We start from the raw sequence: 22068 nt of genomic DNA, 5'->3' as shown, positions 1-22068 counted from the left end.
GGCTTCCGCTCGGGGCGGTCTCTTGATCTCAGCCGTGTTGAAGCAACAACTTCGGCATGCGTCGTTTGTTCGCCTCTGATCCCGGTGTTAATCCTCCATTCACATGCGCAGTGGATCATGTCGGGCCGACTTGCTCTCTCCCGTGCAACGCCACTCCATGCCAAATTCCACCTCTGTGAAACCTTTGCCGAGCACCGTGCATGGTGCCGTCTTGGTGCTAAGCCTCGCACTTACGTTGCCAGCGTTGGCGCAAACGAACGCCCTGCGCGTGGCCTCCGATGTGAAGGACATCCGCATCAAGGCGCTGAACGTGCTGCCCAAGGCCAATGGCAGCACGAGCGACCGAGCTGACTGCCCACAGGCCGTCATGAAGCCGGCGTCGGCCGCCGCTAAGCAAGTGGCGGCACAAGGCTGGGCGGTCATGGCCGATGTGCCGCTTGGCTCGGCATCTTCCGGCACGTATCGCGCCATCAGTTTTGCGGGCCGTCTGGAGGCTGGTACCAGCGCGACCTGCAGCATCACGCAAGGCAACGTGGCCGTGTTCGACAACGACAAGCTCGTCGCGCTGGCCTACGGTAAATCCGCAGAAGACACCGCCATCGGCACCCTCACCGCGCTCGAAGGCGGCGCCGTGCGCGTGTGGGACGGCGACATGGTTGTGTCGCCGGTCGGTGACTTGCGTGTCGACGCTGATGGCACGGTGCGCCTGAGCAAAATTGCCGAGGAAGATGCCGTCTGCCACGGCCGCGCCAAAGTACCGACCATCTACGGCATGGCAATCGACAAGGCCCGCAAGGCACTCGCCGCCAAGGGCTGGAAGCCTGTACGAGGCGGCCCCAACGGAGAGCCCCGCCAGAGCGCCCTCGTCAAGCGTGGCCTTGTAGAAACCGAGAACTGTGCAGGCACGGGCCTCGCCTACTGCGACTTCAGCTACACTGGCCCCGCCGGCAAGCTGACCGTCACCACCGCCGGGGAGGACGACCCGCCGCACGTTGTCGATTACGAGGTCAAATGCCGTTGATTGGCTGAAAGGTATCTTCAGGCGTCACTCCGTTACATGTTGTTACATTTTTGGTTGCCGGGTCTGTCGATTGCGCCCACTCTTCATTCGACGTGCAAGTAGAGGCGCGCACATCATGCGTCGCCTCCAACCCAACGCACCCAAGGAGAAACACCATGCGATTCATGATTCTGCGACTGGCCGACAAAGACACCGAAGCCTCCGTCATGCCGAGCGAAGAACTGCTCACCGCCATGGGTAAGTACATGGAAGACTTGGCCAAGGCGGGCGTGCTGCTGGGCGGCGAAGGGCTGCACCCCAGCTCGCGCGGCGCACGCGTGGAATTCAAGGGCGGCAAGCCAACAGTGATCGACGGCCCGTTTGCCGAAGCCAAGGAGCTGATCGCCGGCTACACCATGCTGCAGGTCAAGTCGGAAGAAGAAGCACTGGAGTGGGTCAAGCGCTGGCCGGCACTGGATGCCGGCGGCAACGTGCGCCTGGAAATCCGGCGCGTGTTTGAAGCGGAAGATTTTGGTGCGGAGTTCACACCCGAAGCCCGCGAACGTGAAGAACGCCTGCGCGCAGAACTGGCGGCCAAGCAGCAATAAACGGCACCGTCATGGCCGGTTCGACGCCCGATGCGCTCGCCATCCACCGCACCATCGATGCGGTGTGGCGCATCGAATCGGCCAGGATCATTGCCGGGCTTGCCCGCCTGCTGCGCGACGTGGGACTGGCCGAAGAGCTGGCGCAGGATGCGCTGGTCGCGGCGCTGGAGCAATGGCCCGCATCGGGTATCCCCGACAACCCGGCCGCGTGGCTCACGGCCACCGCCAAACACCGGGCCATTGACCGGCTGCGCCATCACACGCTGGCGGAGCAAAAACATGCGCGGCTTGCCATCGAGCTGGAGATCGAACACGAGCTGGCCCAGGCCGATGCCGAAGCCGCGCGCGAAGAGGCCATCGGCGACGATCTGCTGCGCCTGGTCTTCATTTCCTGCCATCCAGTGCTGCCGCACGAAGGTCGCGTGGCGCTAACGCTGCGACTGCTTGGCGGGCTGACCACGGACGAAATCGCCCGCGCCTTTCTGGTGCCCGAACCGACGGTGGCGCAGCGCATCGTGCGTGCGAAAAAGACGCTCGCCGCCGCGCGTGTGCCGTTCGAACTTCCCGAGCCGGATGCGTTGCCCGAGCGGCTTTCAGCCGTGCTGCAGGTGATCTATCTCGTCTTCAACGAAGGCTATGCCGCCACCACCGGTGACGACTGGACGCGCCCCACGCTATGTGAAGAAGCGCAGCGCCTAGGCCGCATCCTGGCCGGGCTCATGCCGGGCGAGCCGGAAGTGCTTGGCCTGCTCGCGCTGATGGAGTTGCAGGCCTCGCGCCTGCGTGCACGCGTGGGCCCCGGCGGCCGGCCCATCCTGCTCATGGAGCAGGACCGCAGCCGTTGGGACTACCTGCTTATCCAGCGCGGCTTTGCGGCGCTGGCACAAGCTGAAGCGTGCGGGCGCGGGCTTGGCTCTTATGGGCTGCAGGCGGCCATTGCGGCATGCCATGCAAGCGCACGCGCCGCCGAACAAACCGACTGGACGCGCATTGCCGCGCTGTACGACGCACTGGCGCAACTCACGCCGTCGCCCATCGTCGAACTGAACCGCGCCGTGGCGGTGGCCATGGCGTATGGCCCGCAGGCAGGGCTTGAGATTGTCGATACGCTGCTGGCCGAACCCGCGCTGCGTAGCTATCACCTGTTGCCCAGCGTGCGCGCCGATTTTCTCGCGCGCCTCAACCGCCCGGAGGAGGCCCGCGCGGAGTACGAACGCGCAGCAGCGCTTGCACACAATCGGCAAGAACGCGCGCTTTTGCTGGAACGCGCAGCCAACTGCGCCGCACCGGAGTAGTCCCCGCGCGGCACGCCGCTTGCTACTCAGATTAGCTTGTCGATAACGCGACAGCGGCGGAACCTTGATTGCGCCACGGTCGTCCATCCTGCGTGAACCGATCTTCGTCTTCCCTTCTCAGCATTCAGGCGCTGCGCGGCTTTGCCGCGCTGTATGTGGTGGTGTACCACTCCGGGCTCGCCCTGGCCCATGCCGACATCCCTGCCCTGGCGTGGCTGACCACGCATGTGATCAAGCGCGGGCATGTGGGTGTGGATATGTTCTTCGTCATCAGCGGCTTCATCATTGCGTGGGTCGCCGTTCTTGGCCCGAAGGGGCCTGAGCCGGCCGGCGAATTTCTCATCAAGCGTGCGTTCCGGCTTGTGCCGCCTTATTGGTTGATGTCGGTGCTGCACTCCACGTGGCTCAACCCGGTGTCTGCGGGCGTGCTGCTCACCTCGCTCGCGTTTGCGCCGCAGGCCAATGTGGATGCGCCGTACTTCGGATATCCGGCGCTATATGTGGGCTGGTCGCTCAACTACGAAGTGTTCTTCTATGCGTTGTGTGCGATCGGGCTGGCGCTGTTCGGGCGGCGGGCGCTTGGGCTGGTGGCACTGGCGCTGTTCACGACGACGATCATCGTGCCGTTCTGGCATAGCGGCGTCGTGCAGCGCAACCCGGAAGCACTGTACGACTGGGCAACACCGCTGCAGGCCATGGCAGCCAATCCGCTCGTGCTGGAGTTCCTGCTGGGCGCGGGGCTGGCGTGGCTGTATGCGGCGCATCGGCATCGCCTAACGCCGGTCTTCGCGCGGATGCTGATGGCGGTAGGCGTGGCAACGTTCGTGATGTCGGTCGTTGGCCCCGTTCCCAAGTTCGATCTGCTGGCCCGCGGGCTCCCGGCCGGCGCGTTGTTGATCGGCATGGTGGCCATGGAGCAATGCGGCGAGCTTCGCGTGCCGCGCGTCGCAGTCTGGCTGGGTGAGCTGTCGTACGCGCTCTACCTCGTACATCCCAGCGTGATCGAAGCCACGCACCGCCTGGTGGGCAGGCTGGCGCCAGAGTGGATCGGCACGCAACTGATGCTGTTTGCCGTCAACCTTGCGTTGACGCTGGTATTGGCAATGCTCCTGCATCGTTATGTCGAATTGCCGTCCATCGCTCTGGGCCGCCGCGCCGTCGACTGGATGCGCAACCGTCGACACAGCTCGCGTACTCACCTGGGTCAACAAGAATCTTGAGCAGCGACGCCTCTGCACCACCTGCACCACGTAACGCGATACCGATGCCGCTACCTGCTCTCCTCAAGCTGTCACGCTGAACATCAACGCCTGGATCTTGCCGTCGACTGGGCCCGCGCCGAACTGCGCCGTCAATGCATCGGTACATACGTCGGTGGCGTCGGCCAGAGCATCGGGGCCGAATGCCTCCAGTTCGCCGCGCACCGGCGTGCCCTGGCAGTACGCAATAGCGACCGCGCGCGCCGTGTCTGCCCGGCTGCGCGCTGGGACAACGTCGTACATGACCTCTGCGGTAAAGCCGCCCGCGCGCGCGTCGGCTTGAATCGGCACCGGATCGTAATGACCATGCGGCGTACGCGCCAGAAACATCGGCGGATTCTCGTGAAAGCGTTTCGCCAGCGCTTTCGTCACCACATTTGCAAAGTCGTTGTCTTCAATCCGGCCCCACACGCTCAGGAGCAGCTTGCCGCCCGGAGTCAGCACCCGCCGTGCCTCAGCAAAGGCCCTGGGCCGGTCGGGGAAGAACATCGCACCAAACTGGCAGATCACCAAATCGAAAGAGCCATCGGCAAACGGCAGTTGTTGGGCGTCGGCCTGCTGCCATGTCACGGGCCGGTCTGTGCCCACGGCGGCCGCGCGATCGAGCATCGGCGGGTTCAGGTCGGTCGCGACAATCTCCGTGGTTGCAGGCAGCGCACGCGCCAGTGCGCGCGTCACGGCTCCGGTACCTGCGGCAACTTCCAGCACGCGTTGCGGCTGACATGACGCCGCCCGTGCGGCCATGTCCAGCGCATACGGCTCGAAGATCAACGGGACCAGCAGCGTGTCATACAGCTCGGGAATGGAGCCGGAGAAGACCTGATCGGTGCCATGCGCAGCCATCGTTCACCACCTTTGCCCGAATAGAGGGTTGGGCATGAATGGTTATAGTGCGGAACCGCGCGGCGGGCACTCCGCCAAGTCGACTAGATGACATGCCTGCCGGGGCATGAAGGGATCGGCAAGGCGCCGGATTATCCCCGCTTTCTGATGGCCGCGGCTGCCTGACGCGGCATGCGCCCCAGCGCCGGCTTGAGCACCGGTGCGTGGTCGCCGAGGAAGTCCCATAGCCGATTGGCGACGGGCCCGTGCGGCTGATCCCGCCGCCGCGCAACCGCCAGCTCCTGCACCATGCCAGGAAAATGCCGCCCCGCAATCGACAGCAATGTCCCTTCGCGCAATTCCGCATCGACCAGGAAACGCGGCAGATGCCCCCACGCCATACCGTGGAGGATCAACTCTTTCTTCATCAATTGATCCGGCACGGCGCATTGCGGCGCCCCTTCGATAACGTAGTGGGATTGCTCCGGTGGGTTCCGCGCGGAATCATTGATGACGCATTGCATGAAGCGCTGCATCTGCTGCGGCGTAATGGATGACGTTATGGGAAACGGCAGAAAACCCGGCGCCACCACCGGCACCATGGCGATCTTGCCCAGATCGATCCACTCCATGCGCACGTCGCCCTTTGGCACGCGATGGACAATCAGGTCGGTATCGTCTTCCAGTAAGCGCTCCCACGGTCCGGTGACGGTTTCAAACTGCAATTGCAGGCGCGTCTGCGGGCACTGGCTGAAGAACTGGCTGAGCAATGCCAGCACGGGCTGCAGCGGGCACAGGTCACCCAGCACCACGCGTAGCTCAGCTTCCTCGCCCATCGCCAGCTGCTTTGCGTGGGTTCGCAGTTCATCGCTTTCGCGCAGCACGGACTGCACCTTGCGATGAAACGATCGCCCCGCTTCCGTCAAGCGCACACGATAGCCGCTGCGGTCCAGCAGACTCAAACCCACTTGCCCCTCCAGCTTGGCGACCGCCGCAAACACCGAGGGATGCGAGCGATGCAGCCGGTCAGCGGCCGCTTGAAAACTACCGCCAGTCACCACCGCATCGAAGCACTGCAGCTCGTGGAGCGTGAAGTTCTGCATTGTCGGCAAAACCTACAAAGTTCGTCAGAACTTCATAGTATCCACGAATCTCATCGGCTTCTAGGATGACGACATCCCAACCGTTTCAACCGTCTTTTTCAGGAGCCCATCATGACCAACCGCAACGACCTTTCCTTCATCACCACCGGTGACGGCACGCGCATCGCCTACCGCTTCGACGGCGCGGCGGACAAGCCCGTCCTGCTGCTGTCCAACTCCATCGGCACCGACCTGCGCATGTGGGACGTGAGCGTGCCGCGCCTGGCCGAACACTTTCATGTGCTGCGCTACGACGCGCGCGGCCATGGCGCTTCAGATGCACCGGCCGGCGCATATTCGATCGATCGGCTCGGACGTGACGTGGTGGAACTGCTTGATGCGCTGGGCATCGAGCGGGTGCATATGCTGGGGCTGTCGTTGGGCGGCATCGTGGCGCAGTGGCTGGCGATCCATGTTCCGGAACGCATTGACCGGCTGATCCTGTCCAACACTGCCGCGCATATCGGCCCGACGCAGTATTTCGATCAGGCCATCGCCGAGCTTCAGCAGGCGGCCGACATGCAGACAACGACCGAAACATTCCTGCGCAACTGGTTTCCAGCACGCATGCTGGAGGCACGCGACCCCGCCGTTGAGCCGTTCCGCCGCACGCTGCTGGCAACGCCGCGCGAGGGCATCATCGGCGGCTGGGCGGCGGTGCGCGATTCCGACCTGCGTCGCACGATCACGCTGATCACGCATCCGACGCTCGTCATTGCCGGCCAGCACGACACCGTGACGTCCGCCCGTCACGGCGAGGAAATTGCCGCCGCCATTCCAGGAGCGCAATTGCACATGCTGGACACCGTGCACCTGGCCAACGTGGAGCTGCCTGACGCATTTATGGACGCTGTGCTGGACTTCCTGGCCGTGCACGAAACGGCTTGATACATCAACGCGGCATCGACACGCGGCAACCCAGCCGGTTAACATGGCGGCCATCCAACCGATGTGCCGCCAGCCATGTCCCGCGTCAAGAACGAAGACGAATTCGAGCTGCGCCGCGAAAGCGTGCTCGACACCGCCGCCGAAGCTTTTGCGGCCGACAGCTACCCGAGCGTGTCGATGAACCAGCTTGCCGCTGCATGCGGCGGCTCCAAATCGCGCCTGTATCACTACTACGAAGGCAAGGAAGCCATCCTGTTCGACCTGCTCGACCGCTACACGCGCCGGCTGGCCGATCTGGTTGAACGCGCCGAGAGCGACGCGCGGCACGCCAAGCTTTCGGCGCGTGCCACGCTGCATCTGCTGGTCCGTACCTTCCTGGCCGAATACGCCACGTCGCGCACCCGGCATGTGGCTTTGCTCAATGACGTGAAATACCTGGCGCCGGAGCAGCGCGACATCGTGCTCGCGCGCGAGCGGGACGTGGTGGCGGCCGTGGGCCGGCAACTTGGCGCGGCTTACCCGGACAAGGTGGATGAAGCCAACCGCACGCCCATCACGATGATGCTGTTCGGCATGATGAACTGGACATTCACCTGGCTCAAACCTGACGGGCCACTCTCGTATGAGGGCTATGCGGAAATGGTGATCGACATGCTGGAAAACGGGCTGAGCGGCTCAGGCGCCAGAAAAGGTTGACGTTCACCGCTCGTCATAGCTGACCACCACGCGCTGCGTAATCGGCCGCGCCTGGCAGGTCAGCACAAACCCCTGCTGGATTTCCCAGTCTTCCAGCGTGAAGTTCTTGTCCATCTCTACACGACCTTCCAGCACCTTGGCACGGCACGTACAGCACACACCGCCCTTGCACGCATAGGGCAGATCGAGCCCCGCGTTCAACGCGCTGTCGAGCACCTTGGCGTCGCCCGCCATGGGCACTTCGTGCGATTTGCCATCGAGCACAACCTTGAGCGCGACATCACCCGCCACTGCGGCATGCCTGCGCGGCTTGGGCGCCGACGACGCATCGCCCACCGGCACGCCAAAGCGCTCGGCATGCACACGCTCGCGCGGCACCCCGCGCTCCAGCAGCGCCGCTTCCACCGCATCGATCATCGTCGACGGGCCACAGATAAAGGCGGCATCAATATCGTCGGGCGGGATCAGCGTGTCCAGAAAAGCGTGCACCTTCGCGCCGTCGAGCCGCCCATTGAACAGCGCGATCTCCTGCGCCTGGCGCGACAACACGTGATACAGCGCGAAGCGATCGAGGTAGCGGTCTTTCAGGTCTTCGAGCGCCTCGCCAAAGATGATGCTGTCGACGCTGCGGTTGCCGTAGACCAGGGTGAAGCGGCTCTGCGGCTCCGCAGCCAGCGTCGTCTTGATGAGCGACAGGATCGGCGTGATGCCGCTGCCGGCCGCAAAGGCGACGTAGTGGCGCGCGCTTTCGGCCGCGAGCGGCACGTAGAAGCGGCCATCCGGTGGCAGCACATCGAGCGTCTGGCCCACGCGGATTCGGTCGTGCAAGTGGTTGGAGAAGACCCCCGCATCGACACGCTTGACTGCCACACGCAACTCGCCGTGCGCGTCGTAGTCCTGCACTGCGCAGCAGATCGAATACGAACGCCGCAGTTCTTCATGTCCGGGCAATTGGCTCGGCGGCACGCGCAGCGTCAGGAACTGGCCCTGCGTAAAACGGTACGCATCGCGCAAGTCATTCGGCACGTCAAAGCGCACGGAAATCGTATCGGCCGTCTCGCCGCGCACTTCGGCAACACGCAAGGGGTGGAATTGCGGGGTCATGGCGGTCGTGCCCTGTGGGCTCAGTAAGGCTTGAAGTAGTCGAACGGCTCGCGGCACGCGCGGCAGCGGTACAGCGCTTTGCAGGCAGTTGAGCCGAAGGCGGAAATGAGCGCCGTATCGTGCGACCCGCATTGCGGGCAGGCAATGTGCTCGGCCTGCGTGGGGCGCGTGAGACGAATCGGGCGTGTACCATCCACTTCGGCCACATGTGCCGGCGGCGCGATACCAAAGGCGTGCAGCTTGCGGCGCCCTTCGGCAGTGATCCAATCCGTCGTCCATGCCGGCGACAGCACCGAGTGCACGCGATACGCACCTACGTCTGCCGCCTGCAATGCGCGGCTCACATCATCGGCAATCTGCTCCATGGCCGGGCAGCCGGAATACGTGGGCGTGATCGTTGCCACCAGTGTGCCGGCCTCATCGAGCTGCACATCGCGCAGGATGCCAAGCTCGGCGAGCGTGACCACGGGAATTTCCGGGTCGGTGACGGCCTCCAGCGCGATGCGCGCGCGCTGCAATCGCTCGCTTACCACGATGCCCCCGGGAACTGTCGCGCCAATCCCTGCATCTCGGCCAGCAGGTAGCCCATATGCTCGGAATGCACGCCGTGCTTGCCGGTGCTGACGTAGGGACCGGGCTCAGGCCAGCGCAGCGTGGCCTCGTCCAGCGCGTCACGCACGGTGGCTTCCCACGCGTCGCGCAGGTCAGCCGGACGCACGCCGATGCCGGCTTCGGCCGCGGCCGTTTCAACGTCGTCCGCGGCGAAAAATTCGTTCGTGTACGGCATCAGCCAATCGAGCGCGGCCTGCGCACGTGCATGCGATTCCTCGGTGCCATCACCGAAGCGCACAAGCCAGTCGCGCGTATGGGCCAGGTGGTAACGCATCTCCTTCACCGATTTGGCGGCAATGGCAGCCAGTTCGGTATCGGTCGAACGCGTCAACGCTTCCCATAGCGGCACCATCAATGCGGCGTACAGGAAATGGCGGACGACGGTGACGGCATAGTCGCGCGCGACTGCGGAGGTCGCCACCATCGGCCCCGCATGCGGCAACTCCAGCAGCGTGTAGTTGCGGAAAGCGGGCTCCGCACGCCAGTAGGCGTAGTCGTCCTCGGTGCGCGGCGTACCGGTGAGCGTGCCTTCGATCTGCCCTGCGTGCGTGTAGAGCAGCCGCGCCTGGCCGATCAGGTCAAGACTCAGGTTGGACAGCGCGATGTCTTCTTCCAGCACGGGGCCATGGCCAGTCCATTCGGCGTTGCGCTGGCCGAGGATGAGCGCGTTGTCGGCCAGACGAAGGATGTATTGCAGATGCGCGTCGGAAGTCATGACCGCGGCTCACATGTGGTTGACTTCATCGGGCAGCCGATAGAACGTCGGGTGCCGATAGATCTTGTCGGCCATCGGGTCGAAGAGCATCGGCTTGTCGTCAGGTTCGCTGGCGGTGATGGCTGCCGACGGCACAACCCAGATCGAGACGCCTTCCTGCCGGCGCGTGTAGACATCGCGCGCCATCTGCAGCGCCTGCTTGGCGTCCACTGCGTGCAGGCTGCCGCAGTGCTTGTGCTCCAGGCCCTGCTTGCTGCGGATGAACACTTCCCACAGCGGCCATTCGTGTTGATGCATGGTGGGCTCCTTCCGGTTCAGGCAGCTTGTTGGTTGGCGGCGGCGCGTTCGGCCTGCTTGCGCGCATAGGCGAGCGCTGCTTCGCGCACCCATTCGCCTTCCTCGTGTGCGCGCTTGCGCGTGGCGAGGCGCTCGCGGTTGCACGGGCCGTGGCCGTCCAGCACGCGCTTGAACTCGGACCAATCGAGCGGCGAGAAATCGTAACGGCCGCGCGCTTCGTTCCATGTAAGGCCCGGGTCGGGCAGCGTCACGCCGAGCACGCGCGCCTGTTCAACGGTGGCATCGACAAAGCGTTGCCGCAGATCGTCGTTCGAGATGCGCTTGATGCCCCAGGCCATGGTCTGCGCGCTGTTGGGCGATGCAGTATCGGGCGGCCCGAACATCATCAGCACCGGAAACCACCAGCGGTTGACGGATTCCTGCACCATGTCGCGTTGCGCCTGCGTGCCGCCCATCATCGTCAGCAACGATTCATAGCCCTGACGCTGGTGAAACGATTCTTCCTTGCAGATGCGGATCATGGCGCGCGCATACGGGCCGTATGAGCAACGGCACAGCGGCACCTGGTTCATGATGGCCGCGCCGTCGACCAGCCAGCCGATCACGCCCACGTCTGCCCAGGAGAGCGTCGGGTAATTGAAGATCGACGAATACTTCGCGCGACCTTCGTGCAGCGCGTCGATCATCTCGTCGCGCGAGCTGCCGAGCGTTTCCGCGGCGGAATAGAGATAGAGGCCGTGGCCCGCTTCGTCCTGCACCTTGGCCAGAAGGATGGCCTTGCGCTTGAGCGACGGCGCCCGGCTGATCCAGTTGCCCTCGGGCAGCATGCCCACCACCTCGGAATGCGCGTGCTGGGAAATCTGCCGCAGCAGCGTCTTGCGGTACGGCGCAGGCATCCAGTCTTGCGGCTCGATTTTTTGGTCTGCGCCAATTCGGGCGTCAAACCGCGCCTGCAAATCGGCTTCGCCTTGAGAGGCGGCCGCCAGCTCCTGCTCCGTGGGCAGACCGCCAGGCTGGTCGAGGCTTTGGGTGTACATGCGATCCTCCGGCCGCTTTCTGGGCATGTGCACGGTGCATCATGCGCGCCGTGTTTTGGATGGATCGATTATAAACCGTCCGACCGGTCGGTCAATAAAGGATTTCACCGCATGCCTCGTGTGAGACATGCGGTGCGCTCCCTTCCTCGGGTCCTTTCTCGGTGGCTCAGATTGGCGCTGCCGACGATGCGTCGCCCTGCGCCGCTCCGTGCGCGCGCGTGCGCACGAACACGCCCGCCAGCACCGAGCCGAGCAATGCTGCAACCGCCCCCAGCAGGAACGCGAGGTGATAGCCGCCATTCAGCGCGGTCGTGACATCGGCCCCTGCCGCAGCCAGACCTTCGGTGCGCCCGGCAGCCAGACTTGCCAGGATGGCGAGGCCCAATGCGCCACCCATCATGAACGAGGTGTTGACCACGCCCGACGCCAAGCCCGATTCATCCGGCGCCACATCGCTCATGGCGGCCAGCAGCACCGGGTTGAATGCCACACCGGCGCCCAAGCCCAGCAATAGCATGCCGGGCAGCACGTCCAGCACAAAGCTGCCGCCCGCAGGCGCGCGCGCAAACAGCACCAGCCCAATGCCTGCCACCAGCAAACCCACCGAGAGCGGCGCGCGAATGCCAAAGCGCATCACCAGCTTGGCCGACAAACCCAGCGAGAACACCGCCATGATGATGTTGGCCGGCAGGAAGGCCAGCCCCACCTGCATGGCGCTGTAGTCGAGCACGCGCTGCATGTACAGCGCCGAGATGAAGAACCACGCGAACATCGCCGCCGCCCACAACACGCCCACCACGTTGGCCGTAGCCACGTTGCGCAGAGCAAACATGTGCAGCGGCATCAACGGATGCGACACGCGAGATTCAATGATCAGGAACGCGATCATCAGCGCAATGGCCATGCCCAGCTGCGTTAGCGTTTGCGTGGAGGTCCAACCGGCTTCATTGCCATGCACGACGGCGTACACCGCCAGCATCAGCGACGCGGTCACGGCAATCGCGCCTGCCACGTCCAGCTTCGTGCGATCGGCCAACGGCTTGCCCGCAGGCAACAACGCCACGCAGGCGGCATACACGGCCACGCCAATTGGCAGGTTGACCAGGAAGATCCAGTGCCAGCTCAGCGTGCTCGTCAGCAAGCCACCGAGCAACACGCCGATGCTGCCACCGCCCGCACACACAAAGCCGTAGATGCCCATCGCCTTGGCGCGATCTGCCGGCGAGGTGAACAGGTTCATGATCAGCGACAGCGACACCGCCGACACCACCGCACCGCCCAGCCCCTGCACGGCGCGCGCCGTGATCAGCAGCCCTTGCGAATTCGCCAGCCCGCACGCAGCCGAAGCCAGCGTGAACAGCGTCAGCCCCAGCAGGAACAGCTTGCGATGTCCGAACAGGTCACCCAGCCGGCCACCCAGCAACAGGCAGCCGCCAAAGGTCAGCATGTAGGCGTTGACGACCCACACGAGCGAGGTTTCAGTAAAGCCCAGGTCTGCCTGGATGGACGGCAGCGCAACGTTCACGATGGTCGTATCCAGCACGATCATCAGCACGCCCAGGCAGAGCACGATGAGGGCAAGCCAGCGCTTGCGTTCGTCGATGCCATGCGTCATGGAGTCACTCCTATGATTGGCCGCCGCGCCTGAATGTTGCTCAGGATTGCGCAGCCGATTTGAGGTTGGCGAGACCGGCTTCAAAGTCCTTGCCGATCATCGCGTCCATACTGAAAAACAGGCCCATCACCTTGGAGATGAACGGGCTCGGGCCGTACATGGCCCAGGTCACGTGGGTGACGTCGCCAGCAGGCTTCAGCGTGAATTCCGCAGTGTTGCGCGCTTCGAACGGCTTCAGGAAATCCAGCTGAATCTGGATGCGGCTGGGCGACGCTGCATCGACGATCTCCATGCGCCCCGCCCCAACTTCCCGCGAGCCATCCCACGCATAGTTCGCGCCCTTGCCATTGGCGGGACCGCCATAGGTGCGCTTCATCGCGGGGTCACGCTTTTCCCACGGAGACCAGGCCGTCCAGCGGTGGAAATCGTTGATCAGGGCGAACACCTTTTCAGGCGCCGCCTTGATGTCGATCTCGCGCTGCACGCGGAAGGTATTCGGGCGGGTGGCGGCAAAACCCAGCACAGCAGCAATCGCGACGGCTATGACGATCGCAATGATCTTCAGCATGAAGAGCGCTCCAACAGATGGGGGCAGCAGGTGAAAGGACGCCTTTGCGCACGCCATGCAAAGGGTCGCGGCCAGAACAGCCGGTCGCCACCCAGGGGGTGATTTCGTTGATATTGGTAAGGCCCCGGTGATCGCGCAGTCTAGCACCGGACCATCGCCCTGCACCAAAGCGGGCGTCCTACGATTTTGCGTAGAACGGCCACCGCCCGGTGGCCGTTTGCACATGCATTGCAGCCATTACATCGGCTTGGGCGCAATCACCATCCACGTGATGCCAAAGCGGTCGGTCACCATGCCGAACGCGTTGGCGAAAAACGTTTCGGACATCGGCATCGTGACTTGGCCGCCGTCGCCGAGTGCCTTGAATGTGCGCTCGGCCGCGGCGTTGTCGGGCACGCTGACTGACAACCCGAAACCCTTGAAATCTGTCTTGCCGCCGGCCATGCCATCAGAGGCAAGAATCTGGGTTTCGCCCACGCGGAAGGCGGCGTGCATCACCTTGTCGAGCGGCGGTGCCATGCCGCCGCATTGCTCGGCGGTGGGCTGCGCGTCCTTGGGCGCATCTTTGTAGTGCATCACCACATCGACCTTGGCGCTGAGCGTCTTCTTGTAGAACTCCAGCGCTTCTTCACAACGACCTTCGAAGAACAGATACGGTTGAACTTGCATCACAACTCCTTGGGGTGGACTTGGGGGACTGCAAAGCCGCGCATTGCGCCACGCGGTCGGGGAAAACGTCGCTCAGCCGCACGCCGGTTCAGGCACCGGCATCGGCACTGAGGCATGCTCGTGTACGACTTGCCAATGGCCATCGCGCTTGCGGAAACACACGGTGGCGCGCGTCTGCGCATCGTGCTTCGCTCCGTCGCGATAGCGCGCACGCAGGCGATTCACGCTGAAGCAATAGGCCAGATCGCCGCTCACCTCAAGGTGCAGCTCGGTGAATTGGAAATCAGCCTGGCCCTCAAGCGCATCGAACCAGCTTTGCCAGTTGCGACGGTATGCATCGACGCCCTTTACAAACAGCGGCGGCATCACATCGAACACCACAACATCGGGTGCGTAATGGCGCATAACGGCGTCGATATCCTTGGCGCGAACGGCGGCAGCCCATGTGTCAATCAACATGCGCAGTTGGACCTCGTCATTCGCTGCGGTGGTGGCAATCGTCATGTTGACCTCCCAAGAATCTGTCGCACTAAAGGCTTGGAAATTTGCGTCACAGCGCCTAGGGTTGAATTGTGAACACTGTCCACAAACGATAGCAGACATAATGGACGGTGTCCACATAGAACTTGCGGAGTTGCATTGCATGACCCAGGAACCGCCTCGACCACCCGTGCGCACCACGTATCGCCATGGCGACTTGCGACGCGCGCTGCTCGACGCCGGCATTGAACTGGCGCGCGCCGGCGGGCCTGACGCCATCGTGCTGCGCGAAGCCACGCGCCGCGCGGGCGTGGTGCCGAATGCCGCCTACCGGCACTTCGCGGGGCGACAGGACTTACTGCAGGCCGTCCGGGCAGAGGCATTGGCCGCGTTGGCGCGGGCCATGGAAGCGGAGTTGGATGCCATCGACCCGACGTGGCCCGAGGATGCGCGCGCACGTGCGTCGCTACGCGCCATCGGCGTGGGTTATCTGCGGTTTGCGCAGACGGAGACCGGCCTCTTCCGCACGGCCTTTGCGGTGCCTGATGAAGTGGAAAACGATGCGGACCCCGCCAAGGCGGGCAATAGCGGCCTGAACCCGTTCCAGTTGCTGAGCCTGGCGCTGGACCGGATGACCGCTGCCGGCGTACTGCCGGCCGAACGCCGCCCGGGTGCCGAATACCTCGCATGGTCGGCGGTGCATGGGCTGGCCCTGCTCATCATCGATGGGCCGTTGCGCGGGCGCCCGCCCGAGCAGACCGGCGCCATTGCGTTGCGTGTAGTGGAAATGGTGGAAAACGGGCTGTAGAGACTGCTGGACCGCGGGTCGATGGAATATTGCTCGCACCCGAAGTGTTTACCATCAGCACAGGCCACACACCGGAGAACCACCATGCAGATGCGACCAGGCAGATGGATCGGCGCCGCCGCGCTCGTGCTGAGCGCATGCGCGTCGCTCTCGCCGATCCAGACGGCGCAAAAGATGATCGGCCAGCCCGAAAGTGCCGTACGCGAGACCTTCGGCGTCCCCACCGAGACGTACCAGTTGGCAGGCGGCACGCACCGCTGGATCTATTCCAAGCAGCCGATGGGGCATGAAGTCTATGCCGCAGACTTTGACGCGAGCGGCAAGCTCACCAACTTCCGGCAGATGCTGACTGAAAAGGAAATCTACGAAGCCCGGCCCGGCGTCTGGACCAAGCGTGATGTGGCGGAGCGCTTTGGCATGCCGCGCGAGCCAACGCAGTACTACCCGCTGATGAAGCGGGAGGCGTGGTCATACCGGATGTACGTCCTCGGGTATCAGCAGGCGCACTTCAACGCCCTCTTCGACGACAACGGCGTGCTTGATCGCACCATGATCGTCGTGGACCCGCTTGGCGGCGACCACCATAGCCGCAAGTGATAAAAAGCCCGGCCGGCGCATTGCACGCCAGCCGGGCCTCAGCGCTTAGCTCAGTGACTAGCCGAGCGCAGAAGCAATGGCCTGCGCGAGTTCGTTCGCTTCAAACTTGGCGACGTAGCCGTTGGCGCCGACGCGGCGCACGTGGTCTTCGTTGGCCGAGCCCGACAGCGACGAGTGAATCACCACCGGAATCGACTGGAATGCCGGCTCGGTTTTGATCTTGCGTGTGAGCGTGAATCCGTCCATCTCGGGCATTTCCAGATCGGTCAGCACCAGCGCGATCTTGTCGCGCACAGTTTTGCCTTCGCGGGCCGCATCGCGTGCGATGTTCTGCAGCGTGTCCCACGCTTCCTGGCCGCTCTTGGTCATCACGTACGGTGTGCCCATCGCTTCCAGACCGTTGGCGATGAGCGAGCGCGCGAGGCCCGAGTCATCCGCCACCAGCAGCTTGGCACCCGGCGGCAGCTTGATCGGACGCTCGTCATTGTCGGGCGCCAGATCGGTACGGCGGGTCGGGAACACATCCACCAGGATCTGTTCGACGTCGATCACCTGTGCCAGACGCGAGTTGTCGGCGTTGCCGTCAAGGCGCGCCAGGCTGGTGATATTGCTGCTGCCCACGCTCGCCTCGGCCGGGAAGATCTGGCTCCACTCCAGGCGCACGATCTCGTCCACTTCTTCCACCGCAAAGCCTTGGGTGGAGCGCGCATATTCGGTAATCAGCAGGATGTTGGCATTGCCGTTTTTGGTGCCGATCACGCTGGCGAGGTCAATCACGGGAATGATCTGGCCGCGCACATTGACCGCGCCCAGGATATGGGCGCCGGCATCCGCCACATGCGTCACAGGCGGCATGACCATGATCTCGCGCACCTTGAACACGTTAATGCCGAACATCTCGCGCTGATTGGAGCGCGCAGATTCGCCCAGGCGAAACAACAACAGTTCAAAGCGGTTGTTGTTCGTCAGATTGGTCCGTTCATCGACTTCGTGCTGCGACATTGTCTTCCCCCGTTCAAGCACACGTTATGTGGCGGTAAACGGCACGGCATTTGGCAACTTGAAGGGTTTCGCGAATGTGAAGGCCATGCCCTTCCAGCGTGGGGAAACAAAAGCCTAGGCAACCTTTACGTGGGCGACCAGGAAATCCAGAAACGCTCGAACGCGCGCCGGCAGATGTGCCCCTTGACCGACATAGACGGCGTGGATGTCTTCGGTCTCGCCCGGGTTGTAATCCTCCAGCACAGGGACGAGACGGCCCGCATCCAGATCGGCGCGCACCTGAAACTCGGCCAGACGCGCCAAACCCAGCCCGGCGACCGCCACGGCGCGCAGCGCCTCGCCATCGCTGATCTGCGTGTTGCCGTGTGGGGTGAATTCTGTGCGGCGACCCCGCTTGATAAAGGGCCAGGCGTTGGCGACCCGCACATAGCTGAACGTCAGGCAGTTGTGGCTTGCCAAATCGGCCGGCGTGCGCGGCGTGCCGGCGCGGGCCAGATAGGCGGGCGATGCCACCACCATCAAGCGCGTCTGCCCCAGCTTGCGCGCCACCAGCCGAGAACTCTTCAGCGGGCCGCTACGCAGCGCAACATCGGTGCGGTCTTCCAGCAGGTCGACCACGCGATCCGTGAGCGCAATGTCGAGCGAAACCTCCGGATGGCATGCCAGAAACGCCGGCACGATCGGCAGCAGCAGATGCGTGCCGACCGGCACATTGGAATTGATGTGCAAGCGCCCTGAAGGCTGCGCCCCGGCGGAAGCCTCACGCTCGGCCTCGTCCAGATCGGCCAGTACCGTCACGCTGCGTTCATAGAACGCCATGCCCTCGGGCGTGAGCCGAAAGCGCCGCGTGGAACGGTTCACCAGTCTCGCGCCCAGTCTGGCTTCCAGCCGTGCCACCAGTTTGCTCACCGCCGACGGCGTCATCCGGCAGGCGCGCGCCGCGGCAGAGAAGCCGCTCTCTTCCACGACCCGCACGAAAACTTCCATCTCGCCAAAGCGATTGACATCAAGCCGCGACATTGTGATTTCAATTCATAGATGTTGTGCTTGTAGGCAGTCTATCGCACAGATTCGATCGTTCTCATACTCGTTGCCATTGCCCTTGCCATTGATGCTCCGGGCTCAATCCCAACACCAACATGACTGCACAGAACAAAGTCGCGCTCGTCGTGGGCGCACAGGGCGTGATCGGCCGCAACCTGATCGAGCACCTCGCCACATTGGACGACTGGCGCATCGTGGGCCTGTCGCGTCGCGGCGGTGAATCGACAGAGCACATCCGGCACATCGCCGTCGACCTGCTCGACGCGGCTGACACGCGCATCAAGCTCGGCGCACTGGGCAACGTCACCCACGTCTTCTACGCCGCGTACCAAGACCGTCCGACCTGGGCCGAGCTGGTGCCGCCCAACCTCGCCATGCTGACCAACGTGGTCGACGCCATCGAAGCCGCGTCGCCCCACCTCGCGCACATCAGCCTGATGCAGGGTTACAAGGTCTACGGCGGTCACCTCGGGCCTTTCAAAACGCCGGCGCGCGAAATCGATGCGCACTTCATGCCGCCTGAATTCATGTTCGATCAGCAGACCTTTCTGGAAGCGCGCCAGCAGGGCAAGGCGTGGACGTGGTCGGCCATCCGCCCGTCGGTGGTGGGCGGCTTCGCGCTGGGCAACCCGATGAATCTGGCGGTGGCCATTGCCGTGTATGCGTCGATCTCGAAAGAGTTGGGCCTGCCGCTGCGCTTTCCCGGCAAACCCGGCGCATATGATCACCTGCTGGAGATGACCGATGCCGGTGTGCTTGCCCGCGCCACCGTGTGGGCCGCCACCGACCCGCGCTGCGCCAACCAGGCTTTCAACGTCAACAACGGAGACCTGTTCCGCTGGAGCGAAATGTGGCCCAAGATCGCCGGTTACTTTGCGTTGGAAGTCGCCCCGCCACTGCCTTTGTCGCTCGACACCGTCATGGCCGACAAGGCGCCGCTCTGGCAAAGCATGATCGCCAAACATGATTTGGCGAACACGCCCTACCGCGATGTGTCTTCGTGGCGCTTTGCCGACTTCGTCTTCTCGTGGGACTACGACATGTTCGGTGACGGCTCCAAGGCACGCCGCTTTGGTTTTCACGAATACGTGGAGACAGAAGCGATGTTCGTGCGCATCTTCGACGACTTACGCCAGCGCAGAATCATTCCGGGGTAGAGCATCCGGATGCCTGCGCCGCAGCGGCGCACTGGCCGATCCGGCTAGGGAGATGTCCCGACTCGGGTTTCCTCAGGAAGGGTCGATATAGTGAAGGCGGGGCGGTAGCTCATGGGTCGAGCGGCGGCGGTTTACCGGCGCAGGCAGGCAGGTTCAAATCCTGTACGCCCCACCATCTGATGATTTATTGAGGAACAACAAAACTCAAGAATCGCGGTATTACCAAGCTTTTCGGGCGATTTTCGCCTACTGTCGTCCATTGCCATTCGTTGGCAGCGCGACAATTCTGCGGGCAACATTGGGGGCAACTTTGGTCCCCGAAAATGAGTTGCCCCCAAATGTCACTAACTGATATCGCAATCCGAAATGCCAGGCCGGCCGACAAGCTACAACGCCTGTTCGATGGCAACGGCCTCTACCTCGAAGTGTCGCCCTCTGGCGGCAAGTGGTGGCATCTCAAAGATCGGATCGACGAGAAAGAAAAGCGCAACAAGTTCACCTGACTGGTGGGCAAGAAGCTCGCTGGCTAGGTCATTGTTCACGTCGACCAGACCGGCGAGTCAGACGCCAACTTTCTCTCTCGCCTGGAGAAAGAGTTCGACGCCATTGCGACCGTCAAAAACGGCACGCTGCTTTTCATCCCCGCCGGCGAGCCGGCCAGCGGTTCGCGCCTGCTGCTGTCAACCGTCGACATCACCCGCGCGTCGGGCGGTGCGCATACATTCAGCGTTACCGATCGGGAGAACTACAACGGTGCGAAGGCGCACTATCAGGACACGCGCCGGCGTGCGCGGCGAGGTTGTCATCGATGCTTCCAACGCCGTGGCGACGAAAGAGCAACGGACCACCCAAGGGACAAAGAAGCAGGAGACGGTGCAGGCCGCCCCGAACCCCGACAACGTGAAGGTGCCGCGGCACACGTACGCTTCAAAGTCCAACGCCGAGCGTGCAGCGCGGGCCGAGTGGCAGAAGATTCAACGTGGGGTGGCGACGCTCAACATCACGCTGGCGCGTGGGCGGGCTGAGTTGTTTCCGTCGCTACATGCAAAGGTGAGCGGGTGGAAGCTGCAGATCGACAGCACGGGTTGGTCGATGGAACGCGTCGTTCACAACGTGAATGACAGCGGGTTCACTACCTCGGTGGAGTTCGATATTCAGCCGAACAGTCTTGAAGACCAAGGAAGTGTTGCGAGAAGGTAAACGCTTTTTGTTTCCTTCTTTCTCGTTGTGCTCGCGCGCTCGCAACGCTCAACATCAGAACTAAAAATCTTTCACGGGGCGCCGGATCAGAAGTTTCCTAGTCTGCTGCTTGAGGCGGGCGTGACGTGCGCACACCGCTCTCACAGCGTCATCCGCCGCATAGAAAACTCACCACCAAGCGCGAGGTTCGTGAAATGAAAGCAGCCCATTTGAAAGTCGTTGCTACCGTTATGGTCGCGGCCCTTCTTGGCGTCGGAGGCCAAGCACTGGCCGAGAAGAGTAAGAAGAGAGGCCCCATCAACAAGTCTGCTACCTACACGCTCATCTTGTTGAATAACACCGGTTCAGACATCACCATGACGAAGACAGCGAGCCACTGCATGCACGATGCCGGCCCCGCTTCTTACACCGTCAGGAACGGTGTACCGGGGTACTTCAATATCACCGACAGTAACGCCTTCGGATCCGACTGTACGAACGCTTGGAAGAACGTCATGTGGAACCTCAGCTCTGGTGGCACGCTGCAGTGGCGCCATGAGATCCAGGCAGGTTCGTGGCAGACACAAGTTCAAGGGAACGTGAAGTCCGCGGAGTGCGACGGCCAAAATTGCCTTGCACCGGCCTATGTCGGAAACGACCACACGACGCCAGTCGCCATCACGTTCTAATTGGAAAGCTGTGGCGCGAGCAGCACCGACGCACGGTAATGCTCGCGCTCTCGCGCTTGACCACGTAACCCACAACTTATGCTTTATCTGTCTATCGGCACGTCGAAAGAAATCCCCGTGTTGTGGTCAGCTTATGGCTTATTTTCCGGCCACGAATCTCCTAACGGCACAGAACTCAAGAATCCCTGTACTACGAGCCTTTGCGGGCGATTTTCGCCTGCCGCAACGTCTGTTCTCAATCGCCTGTCGATTGGCCTGTCCCGCCTCCCCACAACGCTCAGCGTGGGGGAAGCGCTGCATAACGCAGTCATCCAACGCTTACATCCTGAACACCGACGCAAGCCGACACCACCCCGCGACCGGGATGTCAGGGCCGTTGTGCGTCGACGCTTGGATGAAAAATGCCTCCGGGTACAACCGCGCAGATATCGAAGCCCATCTCGTTGTCGTCTGTCTCTTCTGCGCCTTCGAGCGCCCAGCTCGCCCAATCCTTCAATCGTCGGCATGTACTTGCACGGGCGTCGACGGACTGGTGAAAGTAGCTTTGCAACATCAACTCCGTCAGGTGGAATGAAATCGAATTGACCTGCTTGTCGCCTTGCGGGCCTTCCACGATCCACCACGCGTGCACATCTATTCCGTCCAGTTCATCCCCTTCAAGCCGCAAGACGGCGCGACGGGGCAGCGTCTCTGTGAGCGCATCTTGGAGTTCACGTAGACCAGTCCTTTCGACTTCGTTGATCCGCTCGCGCATAAGGCCTCCGTATTCCCGCGTGCCCACATTG

Annotated in this window: 25 protein-coding genes, 1 tRNA gene and 1 pseudogene; 13 read left to right on the top strand and 14 right to left on the bottom strand. The window is 63.0% G+C overall.

The annotated features are described in order from the left end of the window. Nucleotides 1–157: 157 nt before the first annotated feature. The 4 genes from BM136_RS07360 (at nt 158) to BM136_RS07345 (ending at nt 4123) form a co-directional block, all read left to right on the top strand. The gene (locus BM136_RS07360) at nt 158–1021 is read left to right on the top strand and encodes a hypothetical protein (RefSeq protein ID WP_217649347.1); all 864 of its coding nucleotides are present in this window, start codon (nt 158–160) and stop codon (nt 1019–1021) included. Between the two features lie 155 nt (nt 1022–1176). Further along, the gene (locus BM136_RS07355; protein ID WP_092971220.1) at nt 1177–1608 is read left to right on the top strand and encodes a YciI family protein; all 432 of its coding nucleotides are present in this window, start codon (nt 1177–1179) and stop codon (nt 1606–1608) included. An 11-nt stretch (nt 1609–1619) separates the two neighbouring features. Beyond that, nucleotides 1620–2903: an RNA polymerase sigma factor gene (locus BM136_RS07350; protein ID WP_092971219.1), complete on the top strand. Its 1284-nt coding sequence runs from the start codon at nt 1620–1622 to the stop codon at nt 2901–2903. Nucleotides 2904–2995: 92 nt separating this feature from the next. Continuing rightward, nucleotides 2996–4123: an acyltransferase family protein gene (locus BM136_RS07345; RefSeq protein WP_092971218.1), complete on the top strand. Its 1128-nt coding sequence runs from the start codon at nt 2996–2998 to the stop codon at nt 4121–4123. Between the two features lie 63 nt (nt 4124–4186). On the opposite strand, the gene BM136_RS07340 is transcribed toward BM136_RS07345, so the two are convergent. Both BM136_RS07340 and BM136_RS07335 read right to left on the bottom strand, forming a co-directional pair. Next, nucleotides 4187–5005, bottom strand: coding sequence for a class I SAM-dependent methyltransferase (locus BM136_RS07340; protein ID WP_092971217.1), 819 nt, complete (start codon nt 5003–5005; stop codon nt 4187–4189). Between the two features lie 131 nt (nt 5006–5136). Next, on the bottom strand, nt 5137–6087 hold the full coding sequence (locus BM136_RS07335; protein WP_092971216.1) for a LysR family transcriptional regulator: 951 nt from the start codon (nt 6085–6087) through the stop codon (nt 5137–5139). Nucleotides 6088–6198: 111 nt separating this feature from the next. On the opposite strand from BM136_RS07335, the gene pcaD reads away from it, so the two are divergent. Both pcaD and BM136_RS07325 read left to right on the top strand, forming a co-directional pair. Next, complete coding sequence (gene pcaD, locus BM136_RS07330; RefSeq protein ID WP_092971215.1) at nt 6199–7014, top strand: 3-oxoadipate enol-lactonase; 816 nt, start codon at nt 6199–6201, stop codon at nt 7012–7014. Between the two features lie 75 nt (nt 7015–7089). Next, nucleotides 7090–7710, top strand: a complete 621-nt coding sequence (locus BM136_RS07325; protein ID WP_092971214.1) for a TetR/AcrR family transcriptional regulator — start codon at nt 7090–7092, stop codon at nt 7708–7710. A 3-nt stretch (nt 7711–7713) separates the two neighbouring features. Here BM136_RS07325 and paaE read toward each other — a convergent pair whose 3' ends face one another. The 9 genes from paaE to BM136_RS07280 form a co-directional block, all read right to left on the bottom strand. Next, on the bottom strand, nt 7714–8814 hold the full coding sequence (gene paaE, locus BM136_RS07320) for a 1,2-phenylacetyl-CoA epoxidase subunit PaaE (RefSeq protein WP_092971213.1): 1101 nt from the start codon (nt 8812–8814) through the stop codon (nt 7714–7716). 20 nt (nt 8815–8834) lie between these two features. Continuing rightward, on the bottom strand, nt 8835–9317 hold the full coding sequence (gene paaD / locus BM136_RS07315; protein ID WP_092971361.1) for a 1,2-phenylacetyl-CoA epoxidase subunit PaaD: 483 nt from the start codon (nt 9315–9317) through the stop codon (nt 8835–8837). A 23-nt stretch (nt 9318–9340) separates the two neighbouring features. After that, entirely contained in the window at nt 9341–10141 is an 801-nt protein-coding gene (gene paaC / locus BM136_RS07310; protein ID WP_092971212.1) for a 1,2-phenylacetyl-CoA epoxidase subunit PaaC, read from the bottom strand. Nucleotides 10142–10150: 9 nt separating this feature from the next. Continuing rightward, nucleotides 10151–10438, bottom strand: coding sequence for a 1,2-phenylacetyl-CoA epoxidase subunit PaaB (gene paaB, locus BM136_RS07305; RefSeq protein ID WP_004635034.1), 288 nt, complete (start codon nt 10436–10438; stop codon nt 10151–10153). A 17-nt stretch (nt 10439–10455) separates the two neighbouring features. Then, complete coding sequence (gene paaA / locus BM136_RS07300) at nt 10456–11475, bottom strand: 1,2-phenylacetyl-CoA epoxidase subunit PaaA (RefSeq protein WP_092971211.1); 1020 nt, start codon at nt 11473–11475, stop codon at nt 10456–10458. Nucleotides 11476–11641: 166 nt separating this feature from the next. Next, a complete protein-coding gene (locus BM136_RS07295) occupies nt 11642–13090 on the bottom strand; it encodes a DHA2 family efflux MFS transporter permease subunit (RefSeq protein ID WP_092971210.1) in 1449 nt (482 codons plus the stop codon). Between the two features lie 40 nt (nt 13091–13130). Next, on the bottom strand, nt 13131–13658 hold the full coding sequence (locus tag BM136_RS07290) for an SRPBCC family protein (protein WP_092971209.1): 528 nt from the start codon (nt 13656–13658) through the stop codon (nt 13131–13133). 237 nt (nt 13659–13895) lie between these two features. Beyond that, the gene (locus BM136_RS07285) at nt 13896–14327 is read right to left on the bottom strand and encodes a VOC family protein (protein ID WP_092971208.1); all 432 of its coding nucleotides are present in this window, start codon (nt 14325–14327) and stop codon (nt 13896–13898) included. Nucleotides 14328–14399: 72 nt separating this feature from the next. Continuing rightward, a complete protein-coding gene (locus tag BM136_RS07280; protein ID WP_092971207.1) occupies nt 14400–14831 on the bottom strand; it encodes a YybH family protein in 432 nt (143 codons plus the stop codon). Between the two features lie 139 nt (nt 14832–14970). On the opposite strand from BM136_RS07280, the gene BM136_RS07275 reads away from it, so the two are divergent. Together BM136_RS07275 and BM136_RS07270 are read left to right on the top strand one after the other, a co-directional pair. Then, nucleotides 14971–15615 (top strand): TetR/AcrR family transcriptional regulator, encoded by a 645-nt coding sequence (locus tag BM136_RS07275; RefSeq protein WP_092971206.1) that lies wholly within the window; start codon nt 14971–14973, stop codon nt 15613–15615. Between the two features lie 84 nt (nt 15616–15699). Next, the gene (locus tag BM136_RS07270; protein WP_092971205.1) at nt 15700–16212 is read left to right on the top strand and encodes a hypothetical protein; all 513 of its coding nucleotides are present in this window, start codon (nt 15700–15702) and stop codon (nt 16210–16212) included. Between the two features lie 57 nt (nt 16213–16269). Here BM136_RS07270 and BM136_RS07265 read toward each other — a convergent pair whose 3' ends face one another. Both BM136_RS07265 and BM136_RS07260 read right to left on the bottom strand, forming a co-directional pair. Further along, a complete protein-coding gene (locus BM136_RS07265; RefSeq protein WP_092971204.1) occupies nt 16270–17214 on the bottom strand; it encodes a chemotaxis protein in 945 nt (314 codons plus the stop codon). 114 nt (nt 17215–17328) lie between these two features. Then, nucleotides 17329–18234, bottom strand: coding sequence for a LysR family transcriptional regulator (locus BM136_RS07260; RefSeq protein ID WP_092971203.1), 906 nt, complete (start codon nt 18232–18234; stop codon nt 17329–17331). 119 nt (nt 18235–18353) lie between these two features. Between BM136_RS07260 and BM136_RS07255 the strand changes: the two genes are divergently transcribed. The 5 genes and pseudogenes from BM136_RS07255 (at nt 18354) to BM136_RS07240 (ending at nt 21283) form a co-directional block, all read left to right on the top strand. Further along, a complete protein-coding gene (locus tag BM136_RS07255; RefSeq protein ID WP_092971202.1) occupies nt 18354–19415 on the top strand; it encodes an SDR family oxidoreductase in 1062 nt (353 codons plus the stop codon). Between the two features lie 98 nt (nt 19416–19513). Then, nucleotides 19514–19590, top strand: a tRNA-OTHER gene (locus BM136_RS07250). A 163-nt stretch (nt 19591–19753) separates the two neighbouring features. Further along, nucleotides 19754–19903 (top strand): annotated as a pseudogene (locus BM136_RS25135) (Arm DNA-binding domain-containing protein); the annotation flags it as partial. A gap of 298 nt (nt 19904–20201) precedes the next feature. Next, complete coding sequence (locus BM136_RS25590) at nt 20202–20615, top strand: hypothetical protein (protein ID WP_254775630.1); 414 nt, start codon at nt 20202–20204, stop codon at nt 20613–20615. 125 nt (nt 20616–20740) lie between these two features. Beyond that, a complete protein-coding gene (locus BM136_RS07240) occupies nt 20741–21283 on the top strand; it encodes a hypothetical protein (protein ID WP_139219356.1) in 543 nt (180 codons plus the stop codon). 367 nt (nt 21284–21650) lie between these two features. On the opposite strand, the gene BM136_RS07235 is transcribed toward BM136_RS07240, so the two are convergent. Continuing rightward, a complete protein-coding gene (locus BM136_RS07235; protein ID WP_092971200.1) occupies nt 21651–22037 on the bottom strand; it encodes a hypothetical protein in 387 nt (128 codons plus the stop codon). Nucleotides 22038–22068: the final 31 nt, after the last annotated feature.

This window comes from Ralstonia sp. NFACC01 (assembly GCF_900115545.1).
Classification (GTDB): domain Bacteria; phylum Pseudomonadota; class Gammaproteobacteria; order Burkholderiales; family Burkholderiaceae; genus Ralstonia; species Ralstonia mojiangensis.
This window is presented reverse-complemented; position numbering and strand designations above follow the sequence as displayed.

Excerpts from the sequence above, each read along its gene's own strand:
- BM136_RS07325 (WP_092971214.1), top strand. The coding sequence starts at position 7,090 with ATGTCCCGCGTCAAGAACGAAGACGAATTCGAGCTGCGCCGCGAAAGC.
- paaC (WP_092971212.1), bottom strand. The coding sequence starts at position 10,141 with ATGACTTCCGACGCGCATCTGCAATACATCCTTCGTCTGGCCGACAAC.
- BM136_RS07235 (WP_092971200.1), bottom strand. The coding sequence starts at position 22,037 with ATGCGCGAGCGGATCAACGAAGTCGAAAGGACTGGTCTACGTGAACTC.
- BM136_RS07275 (WP_092971206.1), top strand. The coding sequence starts at position 14,971 with ATGACCCAGGAACCGCCTCGACCACCCGTGCGCACCACGTATCGCCAT.
- BM136_RS07290 (WP_092971209.1), bottom strand. The coding sequence starts at position 13,658 with ATGCTGAAGATCATTGCGATCGTCATAGCCGTCGCGATTGCTGCTGTG.
- BM136_RS07295 (WP_092971210.1), bottom strand. The coding sequence starts at position 13,090 with ATGACGCATGGCATCGACGAACGCAAGCGCTGGCTTGCCCTCATCGTG.
- BM136_RS07260 (WP_092971203.1), bottom strand. The coding sequence starts at position 18,234 with ATGTCGCGGCTTGATGTCAATCGCTTTGGCGAGATGGAAGTTTTCGTG.
- pcaD (WP_092971215.1), top strand. The coding sequence starts at position 6,199 with ATGACCAACCGCAACGACCTTTCCTTCATCACCACCGGTGACGGCACG.
- paaB (WP_004635034.1), bottom strand. The coding sequence starts at position 10,438 with ATGCATCAACACGAATGGCCGCTGTGGGAAGTGTTCATCCGCAGCAAG.
- BM136_RS07340 (WP_092971217.1), bottom strand. The coding sequence starts at position 5,005 with ATGGCTGCGCATGGCACCGATCAGGTCTTCTCCGGCTCCATTCCCGAG.
- BM136_RS07350 (WP_092971219.1), top strand. The coding sequence starts at position 1,620 with ATGGCCGGTTCGACGCCCGATGCGCTCGCCATCCACCGCACCATCGAT.
- paaA (WP_092971211.1), bottom strand. The coding sequence starts at position 11,475 with ATGTACACCCAAAGCCTCGACCAGCCTGGCGGTCTGCCCACGGAGCAG.
- BM136_RS07265 (WP_092971204.1), bottom strand. The coding sequence starts at position 17,214 with ATGTCGCAGCACGAAGTCGATGAACGGACCAATCTGACGAACAACAAC.
- BM136_RS07255 (WP_092971202.1), top strand. The coding sequence starts at position 18,354 with ATGACTGCACAGAACAAAGTCGCGCTCGTCGTGGGCGCACAGGGCGTG.
- paaE (WP_092971213.1), bottom strand. The coding sequence starts at position 8,814 with ATGACCCCGCAATTCCACCCCTTGCGTGTTGCCGAAGTGCGCGGCGAG.
- BM136_RS07360 (WP_217649347.1), top strand. The coding sequence starts at position 158 with ATGCCAAATTCCACCTCTGTGAAACCTTTGCCGAGCACCGTGCATGGT.
- BM136_RS07355 (WP_092971220.1), top strand. The coding sequence starts at position 1,177 with ATGCGATTCATGATTCTGCGACTGGCCGACAAAGACACCGAAGCCTCC.
- BM136_RS07335 (WP_092971216.1), bottom strand. The coding sequence starts at position 6,087 with ATGCAGAACTTCACGCTCCACGAGCTGCAGTGCTTCGATGCGGTGGTG.
- BM136_RS07280 (WP_092971207.1), bottom strand. The coding sequence starts at position 14,831 with ATGACGATTGCCACCACCGCAGCGAATGACGAGGTCCAACTGCGCATG.
- BM136_RS07285 (WP_092971208.1), bottom strand. The coding sequence starts at position 14,327 with ATGCAAGTTCAACCGTATCTGTTCTTCGAAGGTCGTTGTGAAGAAGCG.
- BM136_RS07270 (WP_092971205.1), top strand. The coding sequence starts at position 15,700 with ATGCAGATGCGACCAGGCAGATGGATCGGCGCCGCCGCGCTCGTGCTG.